The sequence below is a fragment of the Enterococcus salsurae genome (genome assembly GCF_054784955.1).
In genome coordinates this window covers 762,274-782,433 of record NZ_BAAHWY010000002.1, presented here as the reverse complement: position 1 = coordinate 782,433, position 20,160 = coordinate 762,274, and the positions used below count along the sequence as shown (strand labels likewise).

The 20,160-nt window shown below is 43.5% G+C and carries 20 protein-coding genes; 17 read left to right on the top strand and 3 right to left on the bottom strand.

The genetic code is table 11. The features are described from left to right. Positions 1–26: 26 nt before the first annotated feature. Entirely contained in the window at positions 27–512 is a 486-nt protein-coding gene (locus tag ACYVRS_RS07955) for a gamma carbonic anhydrase family protein (RefSeq protein WP_461203135.1), read from the top strand. Between the two features lie 126 nt (positions 513–638). Here ACYVRS_RS07955 and clpP read toward each other — a convergent pair whose 3' ends face one another. Further along, positions 639–1,229, bottom strand: a complete 591-nt coding sequence (gene clpP / locus ACYVRS_RS07950; protein WP_054117159.1) for an ATP-dependent Clp endopeptidase proteolytic subunit ClpP — start codon at positions 1,227–1,229, stop codon at positions 639–641. Between the two features lie 177 nt (positions 1,230–1,406). Here clpP and ACYVRS_RS07945 point away from each other — a divergent pair, with 177 nt between their 5' ends. The 10 genes from ACYVRS_RS07945 (at position 1,407) to ACYVRS_RS07900 (ending at position 11,647) form a co-directional block, all read left to right on the top strand. Further along, positions 1,407–1,925 (top strand): hypothetical protein, encoded by a 519-nt coding sequence (locus ACYVRS_RS07945; RefSeq protein WP_054117158.1) that lies wholly within the window; start codon positions 1,407–1,409, stop codon positions 1,923–1,925. Positions 1,926–2,094: 169 nt separating this feature from the next. Beyond that, positions 2,095–2,841: a glycerophosphodiester phosphodiesterase gene (locus ACYVRS_RS07940; RefSeq protein WP_461203104.1), complete on the top strand. Its 747-nt coding sequence runs from the start codon at positions 2,095–2,097 to the stop codon at positions 2,839–2,841. After that, positions 2,838–3,758 (top strand): tRNA (adenosine(37)-N6)-dimethylallyltransferase MiaA, encoded by a 921-nt coding sequence (gene miaA / locus ACYVRS_RS07935; protein WP_461203103.1) that lies wholly within the window; start codon positions 2,838–2,840, stop codon positions 3,756–3,758. The genes ACYVRS_RS07940 and miaA overlap by 4 nt, the downstream gene beginning before the upstream one ends. Then, positions 3,755–4,993, top strand: a complete 1,239-nt coding sequence (hflX, locus tag ACYVRS_RS07930) for a GTPase HflX (RefSeq protein WP_312497575.1) — start codon at positions 3,755–3,757, stop codon at positions 4,991–4,993. Before miaA ends, hflX begins: the two co-directional genes overlap by 4 nt. 309 nt (positions 4,994–5,302) lie before the next feature. Beyond that, positions 5,303–5,683, top strand: coding sequence for a MerR family transcriptional regulator (locus tag ACYVRS_RS07925; protein ID WP_054117154.1), 381 nt, complete (start codon positions 5,303–5,305; stop codon positions 5,681–5,683). A 50-nt stretch (positions 5,684–5,733) separates the two neighbouring features. Beyond that, positions 5,734–7,074, top strand: a complete 1,341-nt coding sequence (gene glnA / locus ACYVRS_RS07920; protein ID WP_054117153.1) for a type I glutamate--ammonia ligase — start codon at positions 5,734–5,736, stop codon at positions 7,072–7,074. A gap of 203 nt (positions 7,075–7,277) precedes the next feature. Beyond that, the gene (locus ACYVRS_RS07915; RefSeq protein WP_461203102.1) at positions 7,278–8,252 is read left to right on the top strand and encodes an ABC transporter ATP-binding protein; all 975 of its coding nucleotides are present in this window, start codon (positions 7,278–7,280) and stop codon (positions 8,250–8,252) included. Further along, positions 8,249–9,115: an ABC transporter permease gene (locus tag ACYVRS_RS07910; protein WP_461203101.1), complete on the top strand. Its 867-nt coding sequence runs from the start codon at positions 8,249–8,251 to the stop codon at positions 9,113–9,115. The genes ACYVRS_RS07915 and ACYVRS_RS07910 overlap by 4 nt, the downstream gene beginning before the upstream one ends. 12 nt (positions 9,116–9,127) lie before the next feature. Next, positions 9,128–10,636, top strand: coding sequence for a Gldg family protein (locus ACYVRS_RS07905; protein ID WP_313537053.1), 1,509 nt, complete (start codon positions 9,128–9,130; stop codon positions 10,634–10,636). A 12-nt stretch (positions 10,637–10,648) separates the two neighbouring features. Then, entirely contained in the window at positions 10,649–11,647 is a 999-nt protein-coding gene (locus ACYVRS_RS07900) for a DUF4340 domain-containing protein (RefSeq protein ID WP_461203100.1), read from the top strand. A gap of 212 nt (positions 11,648–11,859) precedes the next feature. Here the strand turns inward: ACYVRS_RS07900 and ACYVRS_RS07895 are convergent, their stop codons facing one another. After that, the gene (locus ACYVRS_RS07895; RefSeq protein WP_313537050.1) at positions 11,860–12,237 is read right to left on the bottom strand and encodes a DUF1093 domain-containing protein; all 378 of its coding nucleotides are present in this window, start codon (positions 12,235–12,237) and stop codon (positions 11,860–11,862) included. A gap of 233 nt (positions 12,238–12,470) precedes the next feature. On the opposite strand from ACYVRS_RS07895, the gene ACYVRS_RS07890 reads away from it, so the two are divergent. From ACYVRS_RS07890 to ACYVRS_RS07880, 3 genes are all read left to right on the top strand, one after another. After that, complete coding sequence (locus ACYVRS_RS07890; RefSeq protein ID WP_461203099.1) at positions 12,471–13,094, top strand: LysM peptidoglycan-binding domain-containing protein; 624 nt, start codon at positions 12,471–12,473, stop codon at positions 13,092–13,094. Between the two features lie 169 nt (positions 13,095–13,263). Further along, positions 13,264–13,965 (top strand): glucosamine-6-phosphate deaminase, encoded by a 702-nt coding sequence (nagB, locus tag ACYVRS_RS07885; protein WP_461197898.1) that lies wholly within the window; start codon positions 13,264–13,266, stop codon positions 13,963–13,965. A 111-nt stretch (positions 13,966–14,076) separates the two neighbouring features. Continuing rightward, positions 14,077–14,787, top strand: a complete 711-nt coding sequence (locus ACYVRS_RS07880; RefSeq protein WP_313537046.1) for an MgtC/SapB family protein — start codon at positions 14,077–14,079, stop codon at positions 14,785–14,787. Between the two features lie 46 nt (positions 14,788–14,833). On the opposite strand, the gene ACYVRS_RS07875 is transcribed toward ACYVRS_RS07880, so the two are convergent. After that, positions 14,834–15,637: a DUF92 domain-containing protein gene (locus tag ACYVRS_RS07875; protein ID WP_461203098.1), complete on the bottom strand. Its 804-nt coding sequence runs from the start codon at positions 15,635–15,637 to the stop codon at positions 14,834–14,836. 134 nt (positions 15,638–15,771) lie between these two features. Here ACYVRS_RS07875 and ACYVRS_RS07870 point away from each other — a divergent pair, with 134 nt between their 5' ends. From ACYVRS_RS07870 to glpK, 3 genes are all read left to right on the top strand, one after another. After that, positions 15,772–17,079 carry an FAD-dependent oxidoreductase gene (locus tag ACYVRS_RS07870; RefSeq protein WP_461203097.1) on the top strand — a complete coding sequence of 436 codons (1,308 nt, stop codon included), beginning with the start codon at positions 15,772–15,774 and terminating at the stop codon, positions 17,077–17,079. Continuing rightward, positions 17,069–18,514 carry an AcpB/EbpR/MafR family transcriptional regulator gene (locus tag ACYVRS_RS07865; RefSeq protein ID WP_313537042.1) on the top strand — a complete coding sequence of 482 codons (1,446 nt, stop codon included), beginning with the start codon at positions 17,069–17,071 and terminating at the stop codon, positions 18,512–18,514. The genes ACYVRS_RS07870 and ACYVRS_RS07865 overlap by 11 nt, the downstream gene beginning before the upstream one ends. Positions 18,515–18,637: 123 nt before the next feature. Continuing rightward, a complete protein-coding gene (glpK, locus tag ACYVRS_RS07860) occupies positions 18,638–20,158 on the top strand; it encodes a glycerol kinase GlpK (protein WP_054117141.1) in 1,521 nt (506 codons plus the stop codon). The last annotated feature ends 2 nt before the right edge of the window (positions 20,159–20,160 follow it).

Below are 20,160 nucleotides of genomic sequence, written 5' to 3'. Positions count from 1 at the left end.
AACGACAAGAACGAGAAACAGAAGCGATGCCCAATTTTGTCGCAAAAAATGCGACAGTGGTTGGTGACGTGTCATTGGGTGCAGAAAGTACCGTGTGGTTTCAAGCGGTGATCCGCGGTGATGCCAATTGGATCAAGATCGGCGACCGAACCAACATCCAAGATGGTACGATCATTCATGTTGATCATGATGCTCCAACGATCATCGGGGATGCTGTGACAGTTGGTCATCAGTGTATGCTGCATGGCTGTACCATCGAGCAAGGGGCTTTGATCGGTATGAGCTCGATCGTCTTGAATCATGCAGTGATCGGTGAAAATAGTTTGATTGGAGCGGGATCTTTGGTGACACAAGGCACGATCATTCCACCAAACGTCTTGGCCTTTGGCCGCCCAGCCAAAGTGATCAGACCACTGACGGAAGAAGAAATAGCCAAAAACAAAGCCAATATCGCCCACTATGTGGCATTGGGTGCCCAATATCAAGAAGGATTATATGGCACGGGATTGTAGTTTTCGAAAGATGAAGCAAGTAGCGCTTAACAGCCATTGGCAAAGGAATAAAAAAACACCGTTGTTCACTGGACAACGGTGTTTTTGCTTGGGAATATCCCCCAGTTAACTGGCGATATCCTCAGTCTATTTCAATTTGTTAGATTCCATGATCTCATCGATTAAACCATAATCTTTGGCTTCTTGTGCAGTCATGAAATTGTCGCGGTCGGTATCTTTTTCGATGACTTCAATTGGTTGACCTGTACGTTCAGACAAGATTTTATTCAAGCGTTCACGGGTCAATAAGATGTGTTTCGCTGCAATCTCAATTTCAGTTGCTTGACCTTGCGCGCCACCTAATGGTTGGTGAATCATGATTTCTGCATTTGGCAAGGCAAACCGTTTGCCTTTTTCACCAGCAGTCAATAAGAATGAACCCATTGAAGCAGCCATCCCCATCACGATCGTTTGGACATCCGCTTTGATGAAGTTCATGGTATCAAAGATCGCCAAGCCAGCAGTTACGCTGCCGCCAGGGGAGTTGATGTACAAGTAGATATCTTTCTCAGAATCTTGTGCATCCAAGAAAAGTAGTTGGGCAATGATCGAGTTTGCTAAATCGTCTGTGACTTGGCCACTTAGCATAATGATGCGGTCTTTCAATAGACGAGAGTAGATGTCGTACGCTCTTTCACCACGAGATGATTGTTCAATGACTGTAGGAATTAAATTCATGTTCGTCGTCCTCCTAAAAATCGATATAGATATAGTTTAGCATAAAGTTTTCGCAATATCTAAGAGATAGTATACCCATTAGGTCAAGAAAGGTCAAATAAAAAGTTCGTTATCTTTTTAGTGCTTCTTTTAATTATGATACAATAAATGAAAGCAGTAAAGGAAGGAACGAAGAGAATGGCAGTTGCAATATCAGGATTCATTGGTGTCATAGTAGGCGCTATTTTAGTCACCATCATTTTTAATTTGAGAATACGGTATGAGGAACGCAAAGAAAAAAAACGGCGTTTGCTGGAACATAAAGTCAAAGAAATCGAAACACTGGTTTTACTCAATCAAAAAATCAGCGAAATTTTACAAAAGCGGGTGATTTTGATGGATGCGTATGTGAGCTTCGATGCATTCGACGATTGTTATATCACGATTGATGATTTTGCGTATCTGCAATCATTTGCTGCACAAAATAGTTTTTATCTGCCCAATTATTTTTTGGAAGAATTTTTCAAAAAAATTGGCACCCGTCGTGTGATTTTGTCGCCAGACGAAACGGTGAAAATTGGTGGGTATACCTACAAGGGTGGACGAGTGATCATGGAGAATTTCTTAGACACATTAGTGGAAATGGTCAATGAACGCAAAAGTCAAATCAAGAATCTTACCAATGAACCGTTGACTTATTTTTCAAAAAGTCTTTGATCAACGCTTCATGAAGCGCGTCAGTTTTCTTTCAAAAAAACGCTGGAAGACCCTAATGTCGGTAAAAATGGCATTAGGGTCTTTGATTGGGTACGAGAGAGTGCAAGTGGATATTTGGTTCTGGCGTGTGACGTGTTAGAATAGGAACAAAGAATGGAGTGAAACGTTTATGGTACAAATCGTGGCGCATCGAGGAAGCAGTGGCAATCGTCCGGAAAACACCTTGCCAGCTTTCGCCGAAGCTGTCCGTGTCAAAGCGGATATCATTGAATTAGATGTCCATCTGTCAAAAGATGAACAACTGATCGTCATGCATGATGAAACCGTGGATCGCACAACGAATGGCAAAGGCCACATCTGTGATTTGACGGTGGCGCAACTGAAGGAATTGAATGCGGGCAGCTGGTTTTCTGATGAATTCAAAGCGGCCAAGATTCCCACCCTTAAAGAGGTCCTAGATCTTTTGGCAGCAAAAAATTATCGAGGGATCCTGACCGTTGAGTTGAAAACGGATCATTACACGTATCCAGGTATCGAAGAAAAAACGGCGGCATTATTGAACAGTCAGTCGTGGCCATTTACGCATTGGTACTGTTCATTCAACATAGATTCTTTGGATCGTATCCAGGCCATCGATCCAGAAGCGCAACTAAATTTTATTATGGGCAAAGCTGCTGATAAACCCGCACTCGCGTTGCACAGACCGTATATCGAAGGGCTGCATCCTGCGTATGGTTGGATCGAAGCCAATCCTGAAACAGCTGCAGCATTTCCCATCTCCCTGCGTCCATGGACAATCAATGAAGAGGCGTTGATGCGCACGTGTTTGCGCTTAGGCGTGACGGGGATCATTACTGACTTTCCAGAAAGAGCTCGAAGTGTCGTGCAAGCATTTCGCGAGGAACAAAGCAAATGAATAAAGTGCTAGTGATCGTTGGTCCTACTGCAGTTGGCAAAACAGCCCTCAGCCTTGCGTTAGCCAAGCAATATCAAGGAGAAATCATCAGTGGTGATTCCATGCAGATCTATCGCCATTTGGATATAGGGACCGCCAAAGCCACCACAGAAGAATTGGCACAAGCCCCGCATCATTTGATCGATATCCGTGACATGACCGAAAATTATTCTGTGGCGATGTTTCAAGAAATGGCCCGCAAGAAAATTGCTGAGATCAGCGACCGCGGCCATCTGCCAATCGTGGTAGGCGGGACTGGTTTGTATATTCAGGCGTTGCTGTATGACTATCAGCTGGGTGCTGCCGAAGAAGGCGACAGTCAAGTTCGTCTGCATTACCAAGCGTTAGCAGAGCAGCTAGGCAAGGAAGCGATGTGGCAGAAATTGCAAAAGATCGATCCGGCCGCCGCTGAAAAAATCCACTACAACAATGTACGTAAGGTCATTCGGGCGTTAGAAGTTTTTGAAACAACCGGCAGAAGTATCACTGCACCGCAACAGACACCTAAAGCATTGTACGACTATTTTATGCTGGGTCTGACCACTGATCGCGGCTTGTTATACCAACGGATCAATCAACGAGTGGATCAAATGATGGCATTAGGACTGCTCAAGGAAGCACAACAGGTGCTGCGCTACCCAGAGGCACAAGCTGCCAGAGGGATCGGCTATAAAGAATTTTTGCCTTATATCGAAGGCTATCAGTCGTTAACCGATGCCGTTGAACAAATCAAACAAAACTCTCGGCGCTATGCCAAACGCCAGCTGACTTGGTTTTCGAATCGGATGACACCGCGGTGGGTCGATCTCGTTCAAGCGCCCGATAGGCAAAAACAAATCATGTTAGAAATCGATCAATGGTTGGAGGAGAAGAAATGAGTGAACGCGTGATTTTAGTCGGTGTAGAAACCGAAAAAAACTATCAACAATTTGAGTCCTCAATGAAAGAATTGAAGAATCTGACCAAAACGGCGAATGGGGAAGTCGTCTTTTCAATGGTCCAAAAGCGGCCGCAACCGGATCGTCAAACGGTGATCGGTAAAGGCAAAGTGACTGAATTACAACAATTGGCAGAAGCCCACGAAGCAGACCTGGTCATTTTTAACCATGAGCTGACCCCTCGTCAAAGCCAAATGTTAGGTGAAGTGCTAGAGATCCCGGTCATTGATCGTGTCCAGTTGATTTTAGATATTTTTGCGATGCGGGCGCGTTCCAGTGAAGGGAAAATGCAGGTCGAGTTGGCGCAATTGAATTATCTTTTGCCTCGATTGATCGGTCAAGGGAAGAATATGTCACGTTTAGGCGGTGGGATCGGGACCCGTGGACCTGGTGAAACCAAGTTGGAAACAGATCGACGGCACATCCGTAATCGAATCACCAATATCAAACGAGACTTGAAAGAAGTGGCGGCACATCGTGATCGTACGAGACAAAAGCGGAAAGACAGCCAGATTTTTCAAATCGGTTTGATTGGCTACACCAATGCGGGCAAATCGACGATCTTAAATATGCTGACCAGTGCGGCTACCTATGAGCAAGACCAGTTATTCGCCACGTTAGATCCATTGACCAAGCGCTGGCGGCTGCCAGAGGGCTTGGAAGTGACCATGACGGATACCGTTGGGTTTATCCAAGACTTGCCGACACAATTGATCGATGCGTTCCATTCAACGCTAGAAGAAAGCCGCAATATGGACATGTTGCTGCACGTCGTTGATGCCAGTTCGCCAGAACGGATCCAGCAAGAACAAACTGTGCTGCGTCTGATGGAGGAGCTGGATCTTGCCAGTATGCCGATTTTGACTGTTTACAACAAAGCGGATCAAATCGATGAAGATCAATTTGTACCAACCCTATTTCCCCATGTCTTGATTTCTGCCAAAAGCACCAAAGGCAAAGAACGCTTGAGTCAGGCAATCAAACGGGAATTGATGCAACTATTGCAACCCTATCATTTGGTCTTGGCGGCAGATGAAGGCAAAGAATTGAATCGGCTCAAAAGAGAATCGCTGGTATTGACAAATACCTTTGACGAAGAAACACAAACTTACCATATCAAAGGTTTTGCGTTGGCGGATTCTTCACCGATCCGTCGAATGGAAAAAGAAGAATGATAGCAAGTGAGACGAAGCTGTGCATGGCATGTACAGCTTTTTGCTGTTCTTCGGTAAATTTCCCTCTAGAGGACGCCAAACGACCTCAGCTTAATCCGTTTATGGGCAGAAAGGTATCATGATAGAATGGGGAAAATAGCAGGTTCATACGGACAAATCGTCGATGAAAAGGCTTTAATTGAATATTCAGAAAAAAACATTTATTTATATGTCACTTTTTCTAACATGAGGGGTTGACAGACGTTTTTAGAATTGGTATAGTTTCCATGAAGTAAAGCAACACCATTTGTACCTGAGAGGAGCCAAGCTATGCGGGAAAAAGAATTGCGGCGGTCGATGTCTGTCTTTCCAATCGGAACGGTCATGAAGTTGACTGATTTAACCGCACGTCAGATTCGCTATTATGAAGAACAAGAATTGATTCATCCAGAACGCAGCGATGGTAATCGCCGCATGTATTCATTGAATGACATTGATACCTTATTGGAAATCAAAGACTATCTTTCCGATGGATTGAACATGGCTGGGATCAAGCGTGTGTATGAAATGAAGGTTGCCAAAGAAAAAGAAGCAAAAAACAAGCCGCCACTAACGGATGAAGATGTTCGTCGTATTTTCTATGATGAATTGCTGGCACAAGGTGGTTTGCATCAGCAACAGCCCTACCAACAAAAAGGTCCACGTATGTAGATCAATGTTGATAAAAATAAATTCAAGAATGGGAAAAAGGAAGGGATACTATGCCAAAAATTGAAAGAACTGCTGAAGATATCAAACAAATCGTGAAAGACGAAAACGTGCGTTTCTTACGTTTGATGTTCACGGATATTCTAGGAAGCAACAAGAACGTAGAAGTACCAGTCAGCCAATTGGATAAAGTGCTAGAAAACAAAATGATGTTTGATGGCTCTTCCATTGAAGGCTTTGTACGGATCGAAGAAAGTGATATGTACTTATATCCTGATTTATCTACCTGGATGGTTTTCCCTTGGGAAAGCGAACACGGAAAAGTAGCCCGTTTGATTTGTGATATTTATAATCCAGACGGTACACCATTCGCAGGAGATCCTCGTGGTAATTTGAAACGTGCTTTATCAGATATGCAATCTTTAGGATTCACTTCTTTCAACCTTGGACCAGAACCTGAGTTTTTCTTATTCAAATTAGATGACAATGGTGAAATCACCACTGAGCTAAATGATAAAGGTGGTTATTTCGATTTTGCCCCAACGGACTTAGGTGAAAACTGCCGTCGCGATATCGTCTTGGAATTAGAAAGTTTGGGCTTTGAAGTGGAAGCTTCTCACCATGAAGTAGCGCCAGGACAACATGAGATCGACTTTAAATATGCTGATGCTGTAGAAGCTTGCGACAACATCCAAACATTTAAATTGGTTGTCAAAACCATCGCCCGCAAACATGGCCTACACGCGACGTTTATGCCAAAACCATTGTTTGGGATCAACGGTTCAGGGATGCACTGCAACATGTCGTTATTTAAAGACAGTGAAAATGTCTTCTTTGATGAAGAAGGGCCAATGCAATTAAGTGAAACAGCCTACCATTTCTTGGCAGGATTGATCGAACATGCCCGGGCATATACCGCTGTCTGCAACCCAACGGTCAATTCATACAAACGTTTGGTTCCAGGATATGAAGCACCGGTATACGTTGCATGGTCAGGACGCAATCGTTCACCATTGATTCGGGTTCCTGAATCACGGGGATTGTCCACACGTCTGGAATTACGGTCAGTTGATCCATCGGCAAATCCATACCTAGCGATGGCTGTCTTGCTGCAAGCTGGTCTTGATGGGATCAAACGCGAATTGACACCACCACCAGCTGTTGACCGCAATATCTACATCATGAACGAAGAAGAACGTGCAGAAGCACAAATTGATGATCTGCCATCTACTATTCATAACGCCATCAAAGAATTGCGCAAAGATCCAGTGATGATCGATGCCTTAGGCAAACACATCTATGCCAATTTTGTTGAAGCAAAACGTTTAGAGTGGGCTTCATTCAGACAAACTGTATCAGAATGGGAAAGAGAGCAATACCTAGAATTATACTAAGCACCACGCATTGATAGAAAACACCGTTAGAGATAACCAATCTAACGGTGTTTTTTGTTTGTGTCTGCATGCATCTGACCAGTGCGCTTTAACCTTCATTTAAGCTTCGCTTGTTATTGTAGATCACAACGTTTATCTCCATACCTGCCATTATTCTTGTATCGATAAACTGAGTATTTTTTGATAGAAACGGAGTGAGCAAATTGATCGAAGTCAAAGATCTGGTCAAGAGATACGGCAACCATGTCGCCTTAGATCACCTGAACTTTACCATTGAAAAAGGGAAAGTCTATGGGTTATTAGGGGCGAATGGTGCTGGGAAAAGTACGACGATGAATATCATTACAGGATATATCGGCGCTACGTCAGGCACTGTTTCAGTGGAAGGAAAAGACGTACTGCTCGAACCAGAAGAAACAAAGAAACGGATTGGCTATTTACCAGAGATCCCACCGCTATACACAGAAATGACTGTGGAAGAATACCTTTCTTTTGTGATGGAAATCAAACGGATCGCCAAAGAAATCCAGAAGAAACATATTGAGGAACTATTGGATCGCGTCAAGCTGCAAGAGGTGCGTCGCCGTTTGATTCGAAATCTGTCAAAAGGCTATCGGCAACGGGTCGGGTTGGCGCAAGCATTGGTCGGGTGGCCAGCAATCGTTATTTTGGACGAACCAACTGTGGGGCTAGATCCGCAGCAAATCATTGAGATCCGTCAATTGATTCGTGATTTGGCGAAAGAGCATACTGTGATATTAAGCTCACATATTTTAGCAGAAGTCCAGGAAGTGTGTGATCATATTTTGATCATCCAGAAAGGCAAATTGATTGCTAGTGAATCAACGACACAAATGATGGCACGGGTGGCGTCTGCCCAAACAGTAGAGTTGATCATTGAAGGGACTGAAGCAGAAACCGCGGCTGTCTTAGCAACAATGCCTGCAATCGACGGGTATCAACTGGCGCTTGAAGAAGATGGTTTTTGCCGCGTAACGATTGAAAGTGACTATACTGCCGACTTCCGCCGGGCTTTGTTCAAAGCATTTGCCCAAGCAGACTTAGCTATTTTGCAGATGAATGCTGTCAGCAATAGCTTGGAAGATGTCTTTTTAGAATTGATGAACCAGCCGCAAGATGCAGTCGAAACGGCACAAGTGAAGGAGGATGTGCAATGATCGCAATCTATAAACGAGAATACCGGGCCTATTTTCAAAATATGGTTGGTAGTTTTTTTCTGGCCTTTCTGATTGGCTTTGTTGGCGTGTATTTTGTCACATACAATTTAAATTATGGCTATAACTTTTTTGCCTATGCCTTGAGTTCGGGCTTATTGATGATGATCTTAGCCGTGCCGATCTTAACGATGCGGTCTTTTTCTGAAGAAAGAAAAAGCAAAACGGATCAACTGTTGCTGACTTCGCCTTTGAAATTGCATGCGGTGGTCGTGGGGAAATATTTGGCAATGATCAGTATCTTGGCAATGGCTTGTTTGGTCTTTTGTTTGTGTCCTTTGATCATCAAAATGCAGGGCGATGCCCATCTGAAAATCGATTATACGGCTATTTTGGTCTTTTTTTTGATTGGGTGTGTGTATATCGCCGTGGGCATGTTTATTTCTGCACTGACAGAAAGTCAAATCATTGCGGCGATCGGCACGATGGCGGCATTATTATTGATCTATTTTTGGCGTCACTTGGTTTCCTTTCTGCCTTCAGGCGCTGGGGCAAATGTCGTGATGCTGCTGGTTTTGCTGGTGCTCGTTTGCTTGATCGTCCAGGGCTACATGCAGACTTGGGCAGTCACCTTGACAATCGGTGGAGTAGGAACTGTCGCGCTAGTGATTGCTTATTTCGCGAAATCAGCCTCGTTTGAAAGTCTATTGTCAACCAAACTCGCAAATTTTGATATTCCTTCAATCTTAAGCAATATTTCTGATAGTTATGTCCTGACACTCTCTAGCTTAGTCCTGCTGATCTCATTGATTGTCATATTCAATTTTTTGACTTTGCAAGTGATGCAAAAACGACGCTGGAGCTAGGAGGACCGATAAATGAAAGATAAATTAAAAGCATACAAGCATAAATTCAACCTGCGTCAAACCTTTTCTTGGTCTAACTTGCGGCAATCGCTGCAAACGACCAATGCAAAACAAGGTGCATCCCGCAGTGGTGTCACAGTGTTGGTGTTGGCCATCGTGGTCGTTGTCAATTTGATCGTGGGTCAATTGCCTGAAACGTTGAACACGATTGATTTAAGTGAAGAGCAAGTCACAGAAGTTTCCCAGACTTCAAAGGACTTGTTGCAAGACTTAGATGATACGATCGTTTTAAAAGTCTTGGGTGATCAAACAACCACAGATACAGCGATTAAATCATTTTTAGAAAAATATGCTGCCTCAAGCAAGAATGTGTCTATTGAATGGATCGATCCTGTCTTGCATCCTTCTGCATTGACGAAGTATAGTGCAGAGGAAAATAGTGTGGTGATCGAAAATGAAACCACTGAAGATTTTGAAGTGGTTTCGTTCAGCAGTATCGTGTCGACAGGGTATGATAGTTCCTACAATACGGTCACGACGTTTGATGGCGATGGCCAATTGACGAGTGCTGTCAACCGTTTGACCAATCAAGACGAACACACAGTATATCTGTCAACAGGTCACGGTGAAGAAACCTTGGTCAGCAGTATCACCACTTTATTTGATAAAGCAAACTATACAACTGCAGAATTAAATACGGTCACCACTGCAGAGATGCCTGAAGATATGGATCTCTTGTTGATCTATGGACCAACGACTGATTTTACAGAAGATGAAATCACCAATCTTGAAAGCTATATTGCGGATGGCGGAAAAGTCATGGTCGTGTTAAGTGCCGAAGATGCGGATACACCAAATCTTACTGCATTTATGAAAGCTTATGGCTTAGCAGAAACATCCGGGTATATTGCCGATGCAGAACGCTCATATCAAGGACAAAGCTACTATTTGATTCCGAATATCACTGGTACCGATGTGTACTTGGATAATCTATCGAGTCAAACCGTCTTATTGATCAATACCAAAGGCTTTACCCAAGTGGATCCAACCATCGACAACACGACGGTCACACCACTTTTACAAACCAGTGAAAATGGCTATAATGTGACGGATGATGATCAAACGCAGGGGACATATACTTTAGGTGCAGTCGTTACGCAAACGACAGCAGAAGAAGCGGCGACAAGTGACACTGAGACAAGTGACAGTGGTACGACTGATTCCAGCGAAGAAGAAACAGCGGCTAGTGAAGGGAAACTAACGATCCTCAGCTCGACGAATTTGGTAGCGGAAGACGTCACGAGTGCGTTTACGACCTTAGAAAACAATACGGTCTTTATGAATATGGTCACGGCCAACTTTGATGATGTTGAAAATATTTCGATTGAAGCCAAAACGCTGTCATCTAATACGAATACAGTCACCAATCCTGGCGGCTACAGTCTGTTGTTCATCCTGATCATTCCATTGGCAGTCTTAGTCGTAGGATTTGTGATTTGGTTCCGCCGGCGAAGAGCGTAAGGAGGTCATGAAATGAAAAAAAACTATTTATTTCTAGCAAGTCTCTTCCTTCTCCTGATTGCAGCTTATTGGGGCTTAAAGGTGTATAATGACAAAACCACCGCTGCCAAAACAGCAGCGGAAGAATCAGCTGTCATTTATCTGACGAATGAAGATACCTTGTCTGCGTTAAGTTACGCGAATGGTACAGACACCATGTCTTTTGACTTTGCCAATACGACTTGGTCGTATACCGAAGATGATGAACTGAAAATCAATCAGACCACCCTCCAATCTGTTGCTGCCTCCTTCGCGCAACTAACCGCTTCTAGAGCGCTGACAGAGGGGATAGATGACTTGTCCGATTATGGATTGGATGATCCGTCTTATACATTATCGATCACCTCCAGTGAGGGGGAAACAACAGAGATCTTGATCGGCAACTCATTTTCAAGTGATACCTACTATTATGCCAAAACAGCCACGGAGGATACGATTTATGTGATCGATGCTTCAGTGGTGACGAATTTGGTCTTTGACGTAAGTGATTTGATTGAGATTCCATCGCTTCCAGGCTTGACGACGGACAATACCATAGAGCTGACACGATCCGTTGGCGATGAAACAATCAGTTTAACCGCTGACACTGAGGCAAGCGAATCCGCGGAAGATGCGACTGCTGATTCCAGCGAGGAAGCGGAAAGTACTGAATCAAGCACGGAGGATGAAACGACATCTCCATTTGAGGATGGCATCACGGCGATTGCGTCATCGATGATTTATAGTATTCAAACTGCACAACCAACTGCAGATGAGTTAGAAAGTGATGGATTGACCAGTGACAACCGCAAGACCTATACGCTGACTTATACAGATGATGATGACCAAGAAACAACATTTGTCTTTTATGCCGGGAATACGGATGAAGAGGACACCACTACGTATATTCAAGTACAAGACAACAAATCAATCTATTTGGTCAGTGTTTCTATGATCGAAGCGTTAGATGCCGCATTTGATGCAGCAAAATAAAAACAAAAAACAAGTCGGTTCCGATGCAGGAGCTGACTTGTTTTTGTATATGCGCAAGGGCATATGGATACAAAAAAACCAGTCGGCGGTGACTGGCAAGAGGAGAAAAATATATTTGGTATGGATCAAGTATAGCTGTGAGACGCTAAATCAAGCTTAAAGAAAGTAAAGTTTTTTTAAAGAAGATAGGCCGCTTACGTCTTGGATACTATCTATTCAAGTTCCGCTAAGATCGTCGCGGGGATCTCAGATTGTTTGATCTCATTTGGTCCAGATACGATACGGGTGTGACTGACCTCTGCTTTGATCAATGTATTGGGCGCAAATGGCGTGACGTTTTCTCCTGAAAGTTCATAGGTCATGATTTCTTTTTCACCATTTTGTTTAATGAATTCAAATGTATAATCATAAGAAGTCCAACCGTCGATTTTATTGCCCGACTGATCGACTGTTTGATGGGCAGTCGGTACTTTTTCGGGGGTGAGAGCATAAGCCGTGACCGCTTGGTAGGTATTTGCATAATACTTATAACCAAAGTATCCTCCTACTGCTAGAATCAGCATACCGAGGGTTACTAAGATTTTTTTCATGTGGATCGTTCCTTTCTTGACTGTAGTCAATATACCACGCAGGGGCTAAAAAAATGCATCGAATTGGATAACAAAATTGTAAGTTCTGTTTTTTTGAATAAAATCGCTGTAATTTTCTGTTAAACAATTGTGATATTGTCCAATCGGATTGCAACATGCGTGCAACATTGTCATGTTATTCTGTTAATTGTGCCCGACATAGGGACAAATAATTCAAAGAGAGGTTTTTTCATTTGAAAAAATTCGCATTTACACTTGTTGCAGGATTCGGGTTATTCGCAGGGACATCAGTTGCCTTTGCAAACGAACAAACCCACGTTGTTGAACCAGGTGATACATTATCCAGCTTGGCAGCAACTTACCAAACGACGATTGACGATATTCTATCATTGAATGACTCGATCGAAGACCCTAACTTGATTTTTGATGGAGAAACATTGCTGATCTTCAGCGATGGACAACCCGTTGATCGTAAAACGACTTCAAGTAGTACAACGGAGCCAACTGAAACGCAAAGCCAAACGGCTGAGGAGAATACAGCAGCTGCAACCAGCAGTCAAACACAATCAAGCACACCAGGTGCCGGATCAGGTGTGTTGAATCCGGTAGACGGGATCAATTACTATAATGGTGTGAGAGAGTCTTATTATTCTCAAAAAGTATTGCCTGGCGGCGGCTTGTCGATCCCAGGACGTCACGTTGCGTCAGATGGAACGATTCGCGATGCAGATGGCTATATCGTCGTAGCAAGTGACAATCAAGCCAAAGGATCAACCGGTCAATCCTCTTTAGGTGCTTATAAAGTGTACGATACGGGTGTTGGTCATAGTGGTATTGATGTTTATACCAACTGGTAAACACGAGTCACGCGCACCAACTAAAGACAAAACCAGCTTCGGCGGTTTTGTCTTTTTTTTGCTTTTTTTCTGTACCTGAAGAAAGCCCATCTGGTCTAGACAAATTCTTGTTAAACTAAACAAGGTATGGTATTATTGGACTATACCAAAAAGAACGGAGCGCTTGACTATGGAAATTATTCGCGTAAAAGATGCTGCACAAGGCGGAAAGAAAGCTTTTGAATTGATTCAAGAAGGTATGAACAATGGGGCAAAAGTACTAGGACTTGCAACAGGCAGCACGCCAGAAACCTTATATGCTGAAATGACAGCCAGTGACGTTGATTTTTCACAGATGACGTCTGTGAATTTAGATGAGTATGTTGGATTAGGCGGCAAAGATGATCAAAGTTATCGTCACTTTATGGATCTTCATTTGTTTGACAAAAAACCATTCTCAGAAACTTTTGTGCCAAATGGCAAAGCGAGTGATTTAGTCGCAGAATGTCAACGTTATGATGATGTGATCGCGGCGCATCCAGTCGATATCCAAATTTTAGGCATCGGCCAAAATGGACACATCGGTTTCAATGAACCTGGTGCGTCATTTGAAGGGACGACATCTGTTGTTGACTTGACTGAGTCAACGATCAATGCCAATAAACGTTATTTTGACAAAGTAGAAGATGTCCCTACAACAGCGATCTCGATGGGGATCGGATCAATCATGCGCAGCAAAAAAATCATTTTGATGGCATTTGGCGAAGTCAAAGCTGATGCAATCAAACAAATGATCGATGGGCCAGTAACAACACATTTACCTGCTTCAGTCTTGCAAAATCACAACGATGTGATTGTGATCATTGATGAAGCAGCAGCCAGCAAATTATAAGCGAAAGAAAAACCAGACGTTAAAGAGTCTGGTTTTTCTTTTGCCTAAAGGCGTGCTATAGTGAATACAAAGAATACTAAGAATACTAAGAATATAAAGAGGTGAATTGAAATGGCGGATATCCATTTAACGATTCCTGAGATTGCTTTGCGTCTCATTTTGGCAATGTTTATGGGGGGTGCGATTGGGTTTGAGCGGCAATACAAGAGCCGACCGGCCGGATTACGGACCCATATCTTAGTCTGTATGGGTGCCTGTGTGATCGCCTTGATCCAAGTTGAAATTGCGAGTGGTGCGATGCGGGATGCTTTGAATCATCCTAATTTAGCTGGGGTCATCCGGTCAGACGAAGCGCGGTTGATCGCGCAAGTGGTCAGTGGTGTCGGTTTCCTAGGCGCAGGTACGATCATTGTCACCAAACGATCGGTCACAGGCTTGACCACTGCAGCGTCGTTATGGGCAATCGCCGGATTGGGGATTGCCATCGGTATGGGTTTTTATCCCATCGCTATCAGCAGTTTTGTGGGGATCTTTTTCGCTTTAGCCATTGTGAAGCGCATCGTCAAAGTACCTACAGCCAAAAAATTGGAGATTCAGTATTTCCACCGCGCAGAAACCAAAGAGTTTTTGACTGAATATTTTCAGGAGAAAAAGATCAATATCGAAGATGTTAATTTTGACGTCAAATTTATGGAAGATTATCGGGTCTATACGAATATCTACACCATCAATTTGCCCAAAGGATTGCGTTTTTCTGAGGTCATTGAAGAACTATCGGTCTACAAAAATATCACCAAAATCCGTCTGGTGGATATTGCATAAAAACAAATACGCCACGGCTTATGACAAGCGCCGATGGCGTATTTTTTTAGCTGAACAGCAGGATGGCGAAGACCACGATCAGAAGGTTACTCAGTAAATTGACTCCTTCATTGGTTATAAATGTCCATCCGCTCACGGGCTTGGTTGCCTGATCATGGTGGATTTTTTTCTCTGTAAATTGGCCGCATACAGGGCACTGATAGCGAACCTGGATCGTTGCCCCCAAAAGACTGTCGATCAAACTACCAAAAAAGCCCAGAGCAATCAATAGAAGCAGCTGTTTGGGTAGGAAAGGTTTGCCGCTGAGCCATAGACTGACAGCGTAAACAGCAGTGATCAGGACGCTGCCGGTAAATGAAGCGAAAGTACCCAGCAGGCTGACGCCACCGGAGAGACCAGGTGCCAATCGTTTCCCTGAAAGCAAATGACGCGGTGGCTTTCGACTCAAGACACCAATATCCGATCCCCATGTATCAGCGGTACAACTAGCGATTCCCGCAACGTAGGCCAGCAAAAAAGCATCTATTTGGAAAACCTGATATAAACACAAGGCAATCAAACTGGGCAGAATATTGGCCAGCACTTGGAACAGGTCGCGTTGACTACCTTTATTTACATAAGAAACTTCCGTTGATTGTATGGCTCGTTTGGCGAGGATGATGATCCCAGAACTCATAAAAAAGAAGCCAACCAAGAAGATACTGTACCAAGGCCTGCAAACCATGATCAAGGTACCTGAAAGAATAGCGGCCGCTGTTCCTGACGGCGTGAGCCAACGCAAAAATAAAGCAGCGAAAGCCACCAAACTGCTAAATAGTACACTTAAAGCCAGTCGATAAAAGAGCAACAATGGAATTCCCCCTTTTTTTATAGTGTAGCATAAGCAGCACATTTCGCGCACTTCGTGAAAAATAGTAGATTCGGTTGCTTTTTACTCGTCAAATGATAGCGTTTCAATTAAGCTTATAGTATGAGGTGATCAAGATGAATATCGTGATTATAGGTGGCTCTTTTGGTGGAATCAGCTGCGCACGAGAAGCGCGGCGCTTGTACCCAAAAGCGCACATTTTATTGATTGAAAAGAAAGACGAGATAGGCTTTATTCCTAGCGGTATGCTGCTGTATATCGAAGGACGGATGCCCTCTTTACAGGATGCCTACTTCTGCACTGCAACACAACTGCGGGCAGAAGGAATTGACGTGGCCCTGAAAGAATCGGTTGTTGACATTATACCGGAAAAACATGTAGTACAAACGGATCAACGCAGTGTCAGCTATGATCGCTTGGTTTTAGCTGCGGGATCGAGCCAAGATTCACAGATTTTGCCGCAACCAGATGAATCCCATTTAACATACAAAGAATTTGCTGGTGCTGCGCAATTTGTTGATCGCTTGGCTCACGCTGATTCTGTGAGCATCGTTGGCGCCGGCCAAGCGGGTATGGAGGCAGCCAATACTATGGTGTCGATTGGGAAATCAGTGTCGGTGATCGAATCGATGGATTACCCCTTGTTCAAATATTTTGATCAAACGTTTTTGGCGCCATTCTTGGAAACGTTAGCAACAATACCTAAGTTGAACTTTTATTGGTCTGAGCCAACATTAGCCATCAGACAAACAGATACTGGTTTTCAAGTCGAAACGGCGAAACAGGTCATCGACAGTGATTTAGTCCTGACAACGGTCAATGTCCATCCTAGTACGCAACCAGCCTTTACAGCCTTTCGTCGCCACAGCGATCAAACGATCTGGACAGACGACTATTTGGAAACCTCCCATCAAGGTGTGTTTGCAGTGGGAGACTTGATCCAAATCCCGCATGGTGTCACCCAAGATAGAACCTATATGCCATTGGTGAACAATGCGATCCGATCAGGTGTAGCAGCCGCCCGCAATTTAAGAGAAAAAAAGACCCCCTTTAGAGGTGGCTTGCGGACAGTAGGCACACAACTTTTTGACTGGTACTTAGCGAGTACCGGATTGACAGAATCAGATCGCTTCTTCTATGAAGAAGATATAGCCTGTCATCATGTTGAATCACAAGTGTCTCTCTTTGAATCAACCGTGATTTACGGGAAATTTATTATTGATGCCAAGAGTCAACGATTATTGGGGGCGCAATTGTTATCAAAAGCCAACATCCTAGAGAAAATCAATCTACTCGCATTTGCGATCGAAAAGGAGGCAACCCTTGCTGAGTTGGCGCAGAAAGACTTTTTCTATCAGCCTAAATTTTCGGCTGTCACTGATGAAAAATTCAGTTGGTCAAGGGGGGACGCCAATGAAACTTGATCAATTATTAGAAAAAAAAGAAGCCAAACAATTACAATTGCTAAAAAAACTGTTGCTGGTTGGCGGCAAATTGTCCCTTTCGGAAATGGCCGCGTATCTCAACATCAGTAAACCGTCTTTAGAAAAGTATGCTGAAGAACTCATGGAAGTGCTGCAAAAGTATCAAGGTCAATGTCAACTATCCTACGAAGACAACTACTTGGTCTATGAAATGGTCCCTTCTTTTTCCTTAAGTCAAATCGAGGGAGATTTTTATCAAGAGGCGATCAAAGTTCAAATTTTGATCCACTTGTTAGAACATCAAGAGACTGCAATGGTTCCTTTGGCACAAAAGTTAGCAGTCAGTGAATCTTCGCTATTTAGAAAAATCAAAGAGCTGAATGGACTGTTGAAAGAATTTGGGCTAGAAATTTGGCAAGGCAAGATCACGGGAGAGGAGCCGCAGATTCGCTACTTCTATTTTGAACTGTTTTGGCATGTCTCTGCTTTACGCAATCAGCCAATGGCGATCGACGATAAATTTATCGGGCTGATTGCCAGAGGACTTCAGTTTACTTTTTCTGAAGAAGCCCAACAGCGCTTGTCCTTGTGGCTGTATATTATGAAAGCACGTTTAAAAACGGGCGGTCAATCGTATCAGGAATTGCGGCATAAAATGGCCCCTTATTTGAAGGATTCGTTGTATCAGCAATTGCGGGAATTGGTTTTTCGGAGCTTTGGTCACTTTGCTTTTGAAGTACGTGAAGAGGAGGCGATGCTTCACTTCGTGTTCCTGCTGTCTTTCTCCATTTTCTCGGAGCAGGATTTTCGGACATACATGCTGCAGCGCTCGCGTTTCACGCCGACAGCGTTGACGGACACCTTGATTTTGGAACACATTTTACATCTATATCGGCCCAAACCTGTGCCGCGGGAAATCGAGGCAGCTTGTTACTTTCATTTGTCTCAGATCCACAGTCGCATCTATTTTTTTCAGGGGGACATTGAAGTATTTGATCGGCATAATATTTGGCAGCTCGAAGCCAAACTATCAAGCCGCAACATCCAGCAAGTCAGTGATAAATTATTGCATGCGGCGACGACGGACATGCAGATCAAAGAAAATCCGCAGAATAGTTTGCTTGCAATGACAAAGGTCAAGTACCTCAGTGTCATTGCCATCATCGATTATCAAATCAATCGCGCGTTTCGCGTAGGGATTGCCTTGAAGATGGATGAGTTGTTTAAAGAAGCAGTTTATTATATGTGGCTGCTGTATTTAAAAAATGTAAACGGAGTAGTGGTAGAAACCTATGCGGCCGACAAAACCTATGATTTGATTCTGACGAATCATCCTTTAAAAACAGACACACCTACGTATCGTATCAGTGAGCTGGGAACGAATTACGACATCGAGCAAATCAAAAAAATCGTTCGAGAACGTTTTGATTCCTAGATTTCGTCACTTTCTTCAAAAATTCAAAAAAAGTTGACGAGTTGTATGTGTGAATTTCCGTTATAGTAAAGACATGAAAGAAAACGTTATCAATAACGTATTAAATTAAAGGGAGCGAATAAAATGGTAGAAAAAAATTATGTTATGGCAATCGATCAAGGGACGACAAGTTCAAGAGCAATTATTTTTGACCGCAATGGGAAAAATGTCGGCAGTTCTCAAAAAGAATTTCCACAATATTTTCCTAAATCGGGTTGGGTAGAACATAACGCCAATGAGATTTGGAACTCCGTTCAATCTGTTATTGCAGGTGCCTTTATTGAATCAGGGATTCGTCCTGAAGCAATCGCAAGTATTGGGATCACCAATCAACGTGAAACAACTGTTGTCTGGGACAAAAACACTGGCCAGCCCATCGCCAATGCGATTGTTTGGCAGTCACGCCAATCTTCGCCTATCGCGGATCAATTAAAAGAAGATGGCCATAAAGATATGATCCATGAAAAAACTGGTTTAGTGATCGATGCCTATTTCTCTGCAACAAAAATCCGCTGGTTGTTAGACAATGTGGAAGGTGCACAAGAAAAAGCGGACAAGGGTGACTTGCTGTTTGGCACGATCGATTCTTGGCTCGTCTGGAAATTAACCGATGGACAAGTCCATGTGACAGATTATTCCAATGCCAGCCGAACCATGCTTTACAACATCCACAAACTAGAGTGGGATCAAGAAATTTTAGATATTTTAAATATTCCAAGTTCAATGCTGCCAGAAGTCAAAAGCAATTCAGAAGTTTACGGACACACCCGAAGCTATCATTTTTATGGCAGTGAAGTGCCTATTGCTGGGATGGCAGGGGACCAACAAGCTGCTTTGTTCGGGCAAATGGCGTTTGAAAAAGGGATGATCAAAAACACGTATGGTACCGGTGCCTTTATTGTCATGAATACTGGCGAAGAACCGCAACTGTCAGACAATGACCTTTTGACGACGATTGGCTATGGGATCAATGGCAAAGTCTATTATGCATTAGAAGGAAGTATCTTTGTTGCAGGATCTGCCATCCAATGGTTGCGAGATGGCTTGAAAATGATCGAAACTTCACCGCAATCTGAAGAATTGGCTGCCAATGCCAAAGGCGACAATGAAGTGTATGTCGTGCCAGCCTTTACAGGATTAGGCGCACCATACTGGGATTCAGATGCACGAGGCGCTGTCTTTGGACTGACCCGAGGCACAACCAAAGAAGATTTTGTACGGGCAACATTGCAGGCAGTCGCGTATCAATCAAAAGATGTTATCGATACGATGAAAAAAGACTCTGGCATCGATATTCCACTGTTAAAAGTCGATGGCGGTGCAGCGAAGAATGACTTATTGATGCAATTCCAAGCGGACATTTTAGATATTGATGTCCAACGGGCAGCGAATCTTGAAACCACAGCGCTAGGTGCGGCATATCTAGCTGGGTTAGCTGTTGGTTTTTGGAAAGATTTAGATGATTTGAAAGCGATGGCCGAAGAAGGACAAACCTTCACACCGGAAATGGACAACGACGAGCGAGAAAATCTATATGAAGGATGGAAACAAGCGGTCGCTGCAACTCAAGTCTTTAAATTTAAAGCGAAGAAAGAAGGCGAATAGCC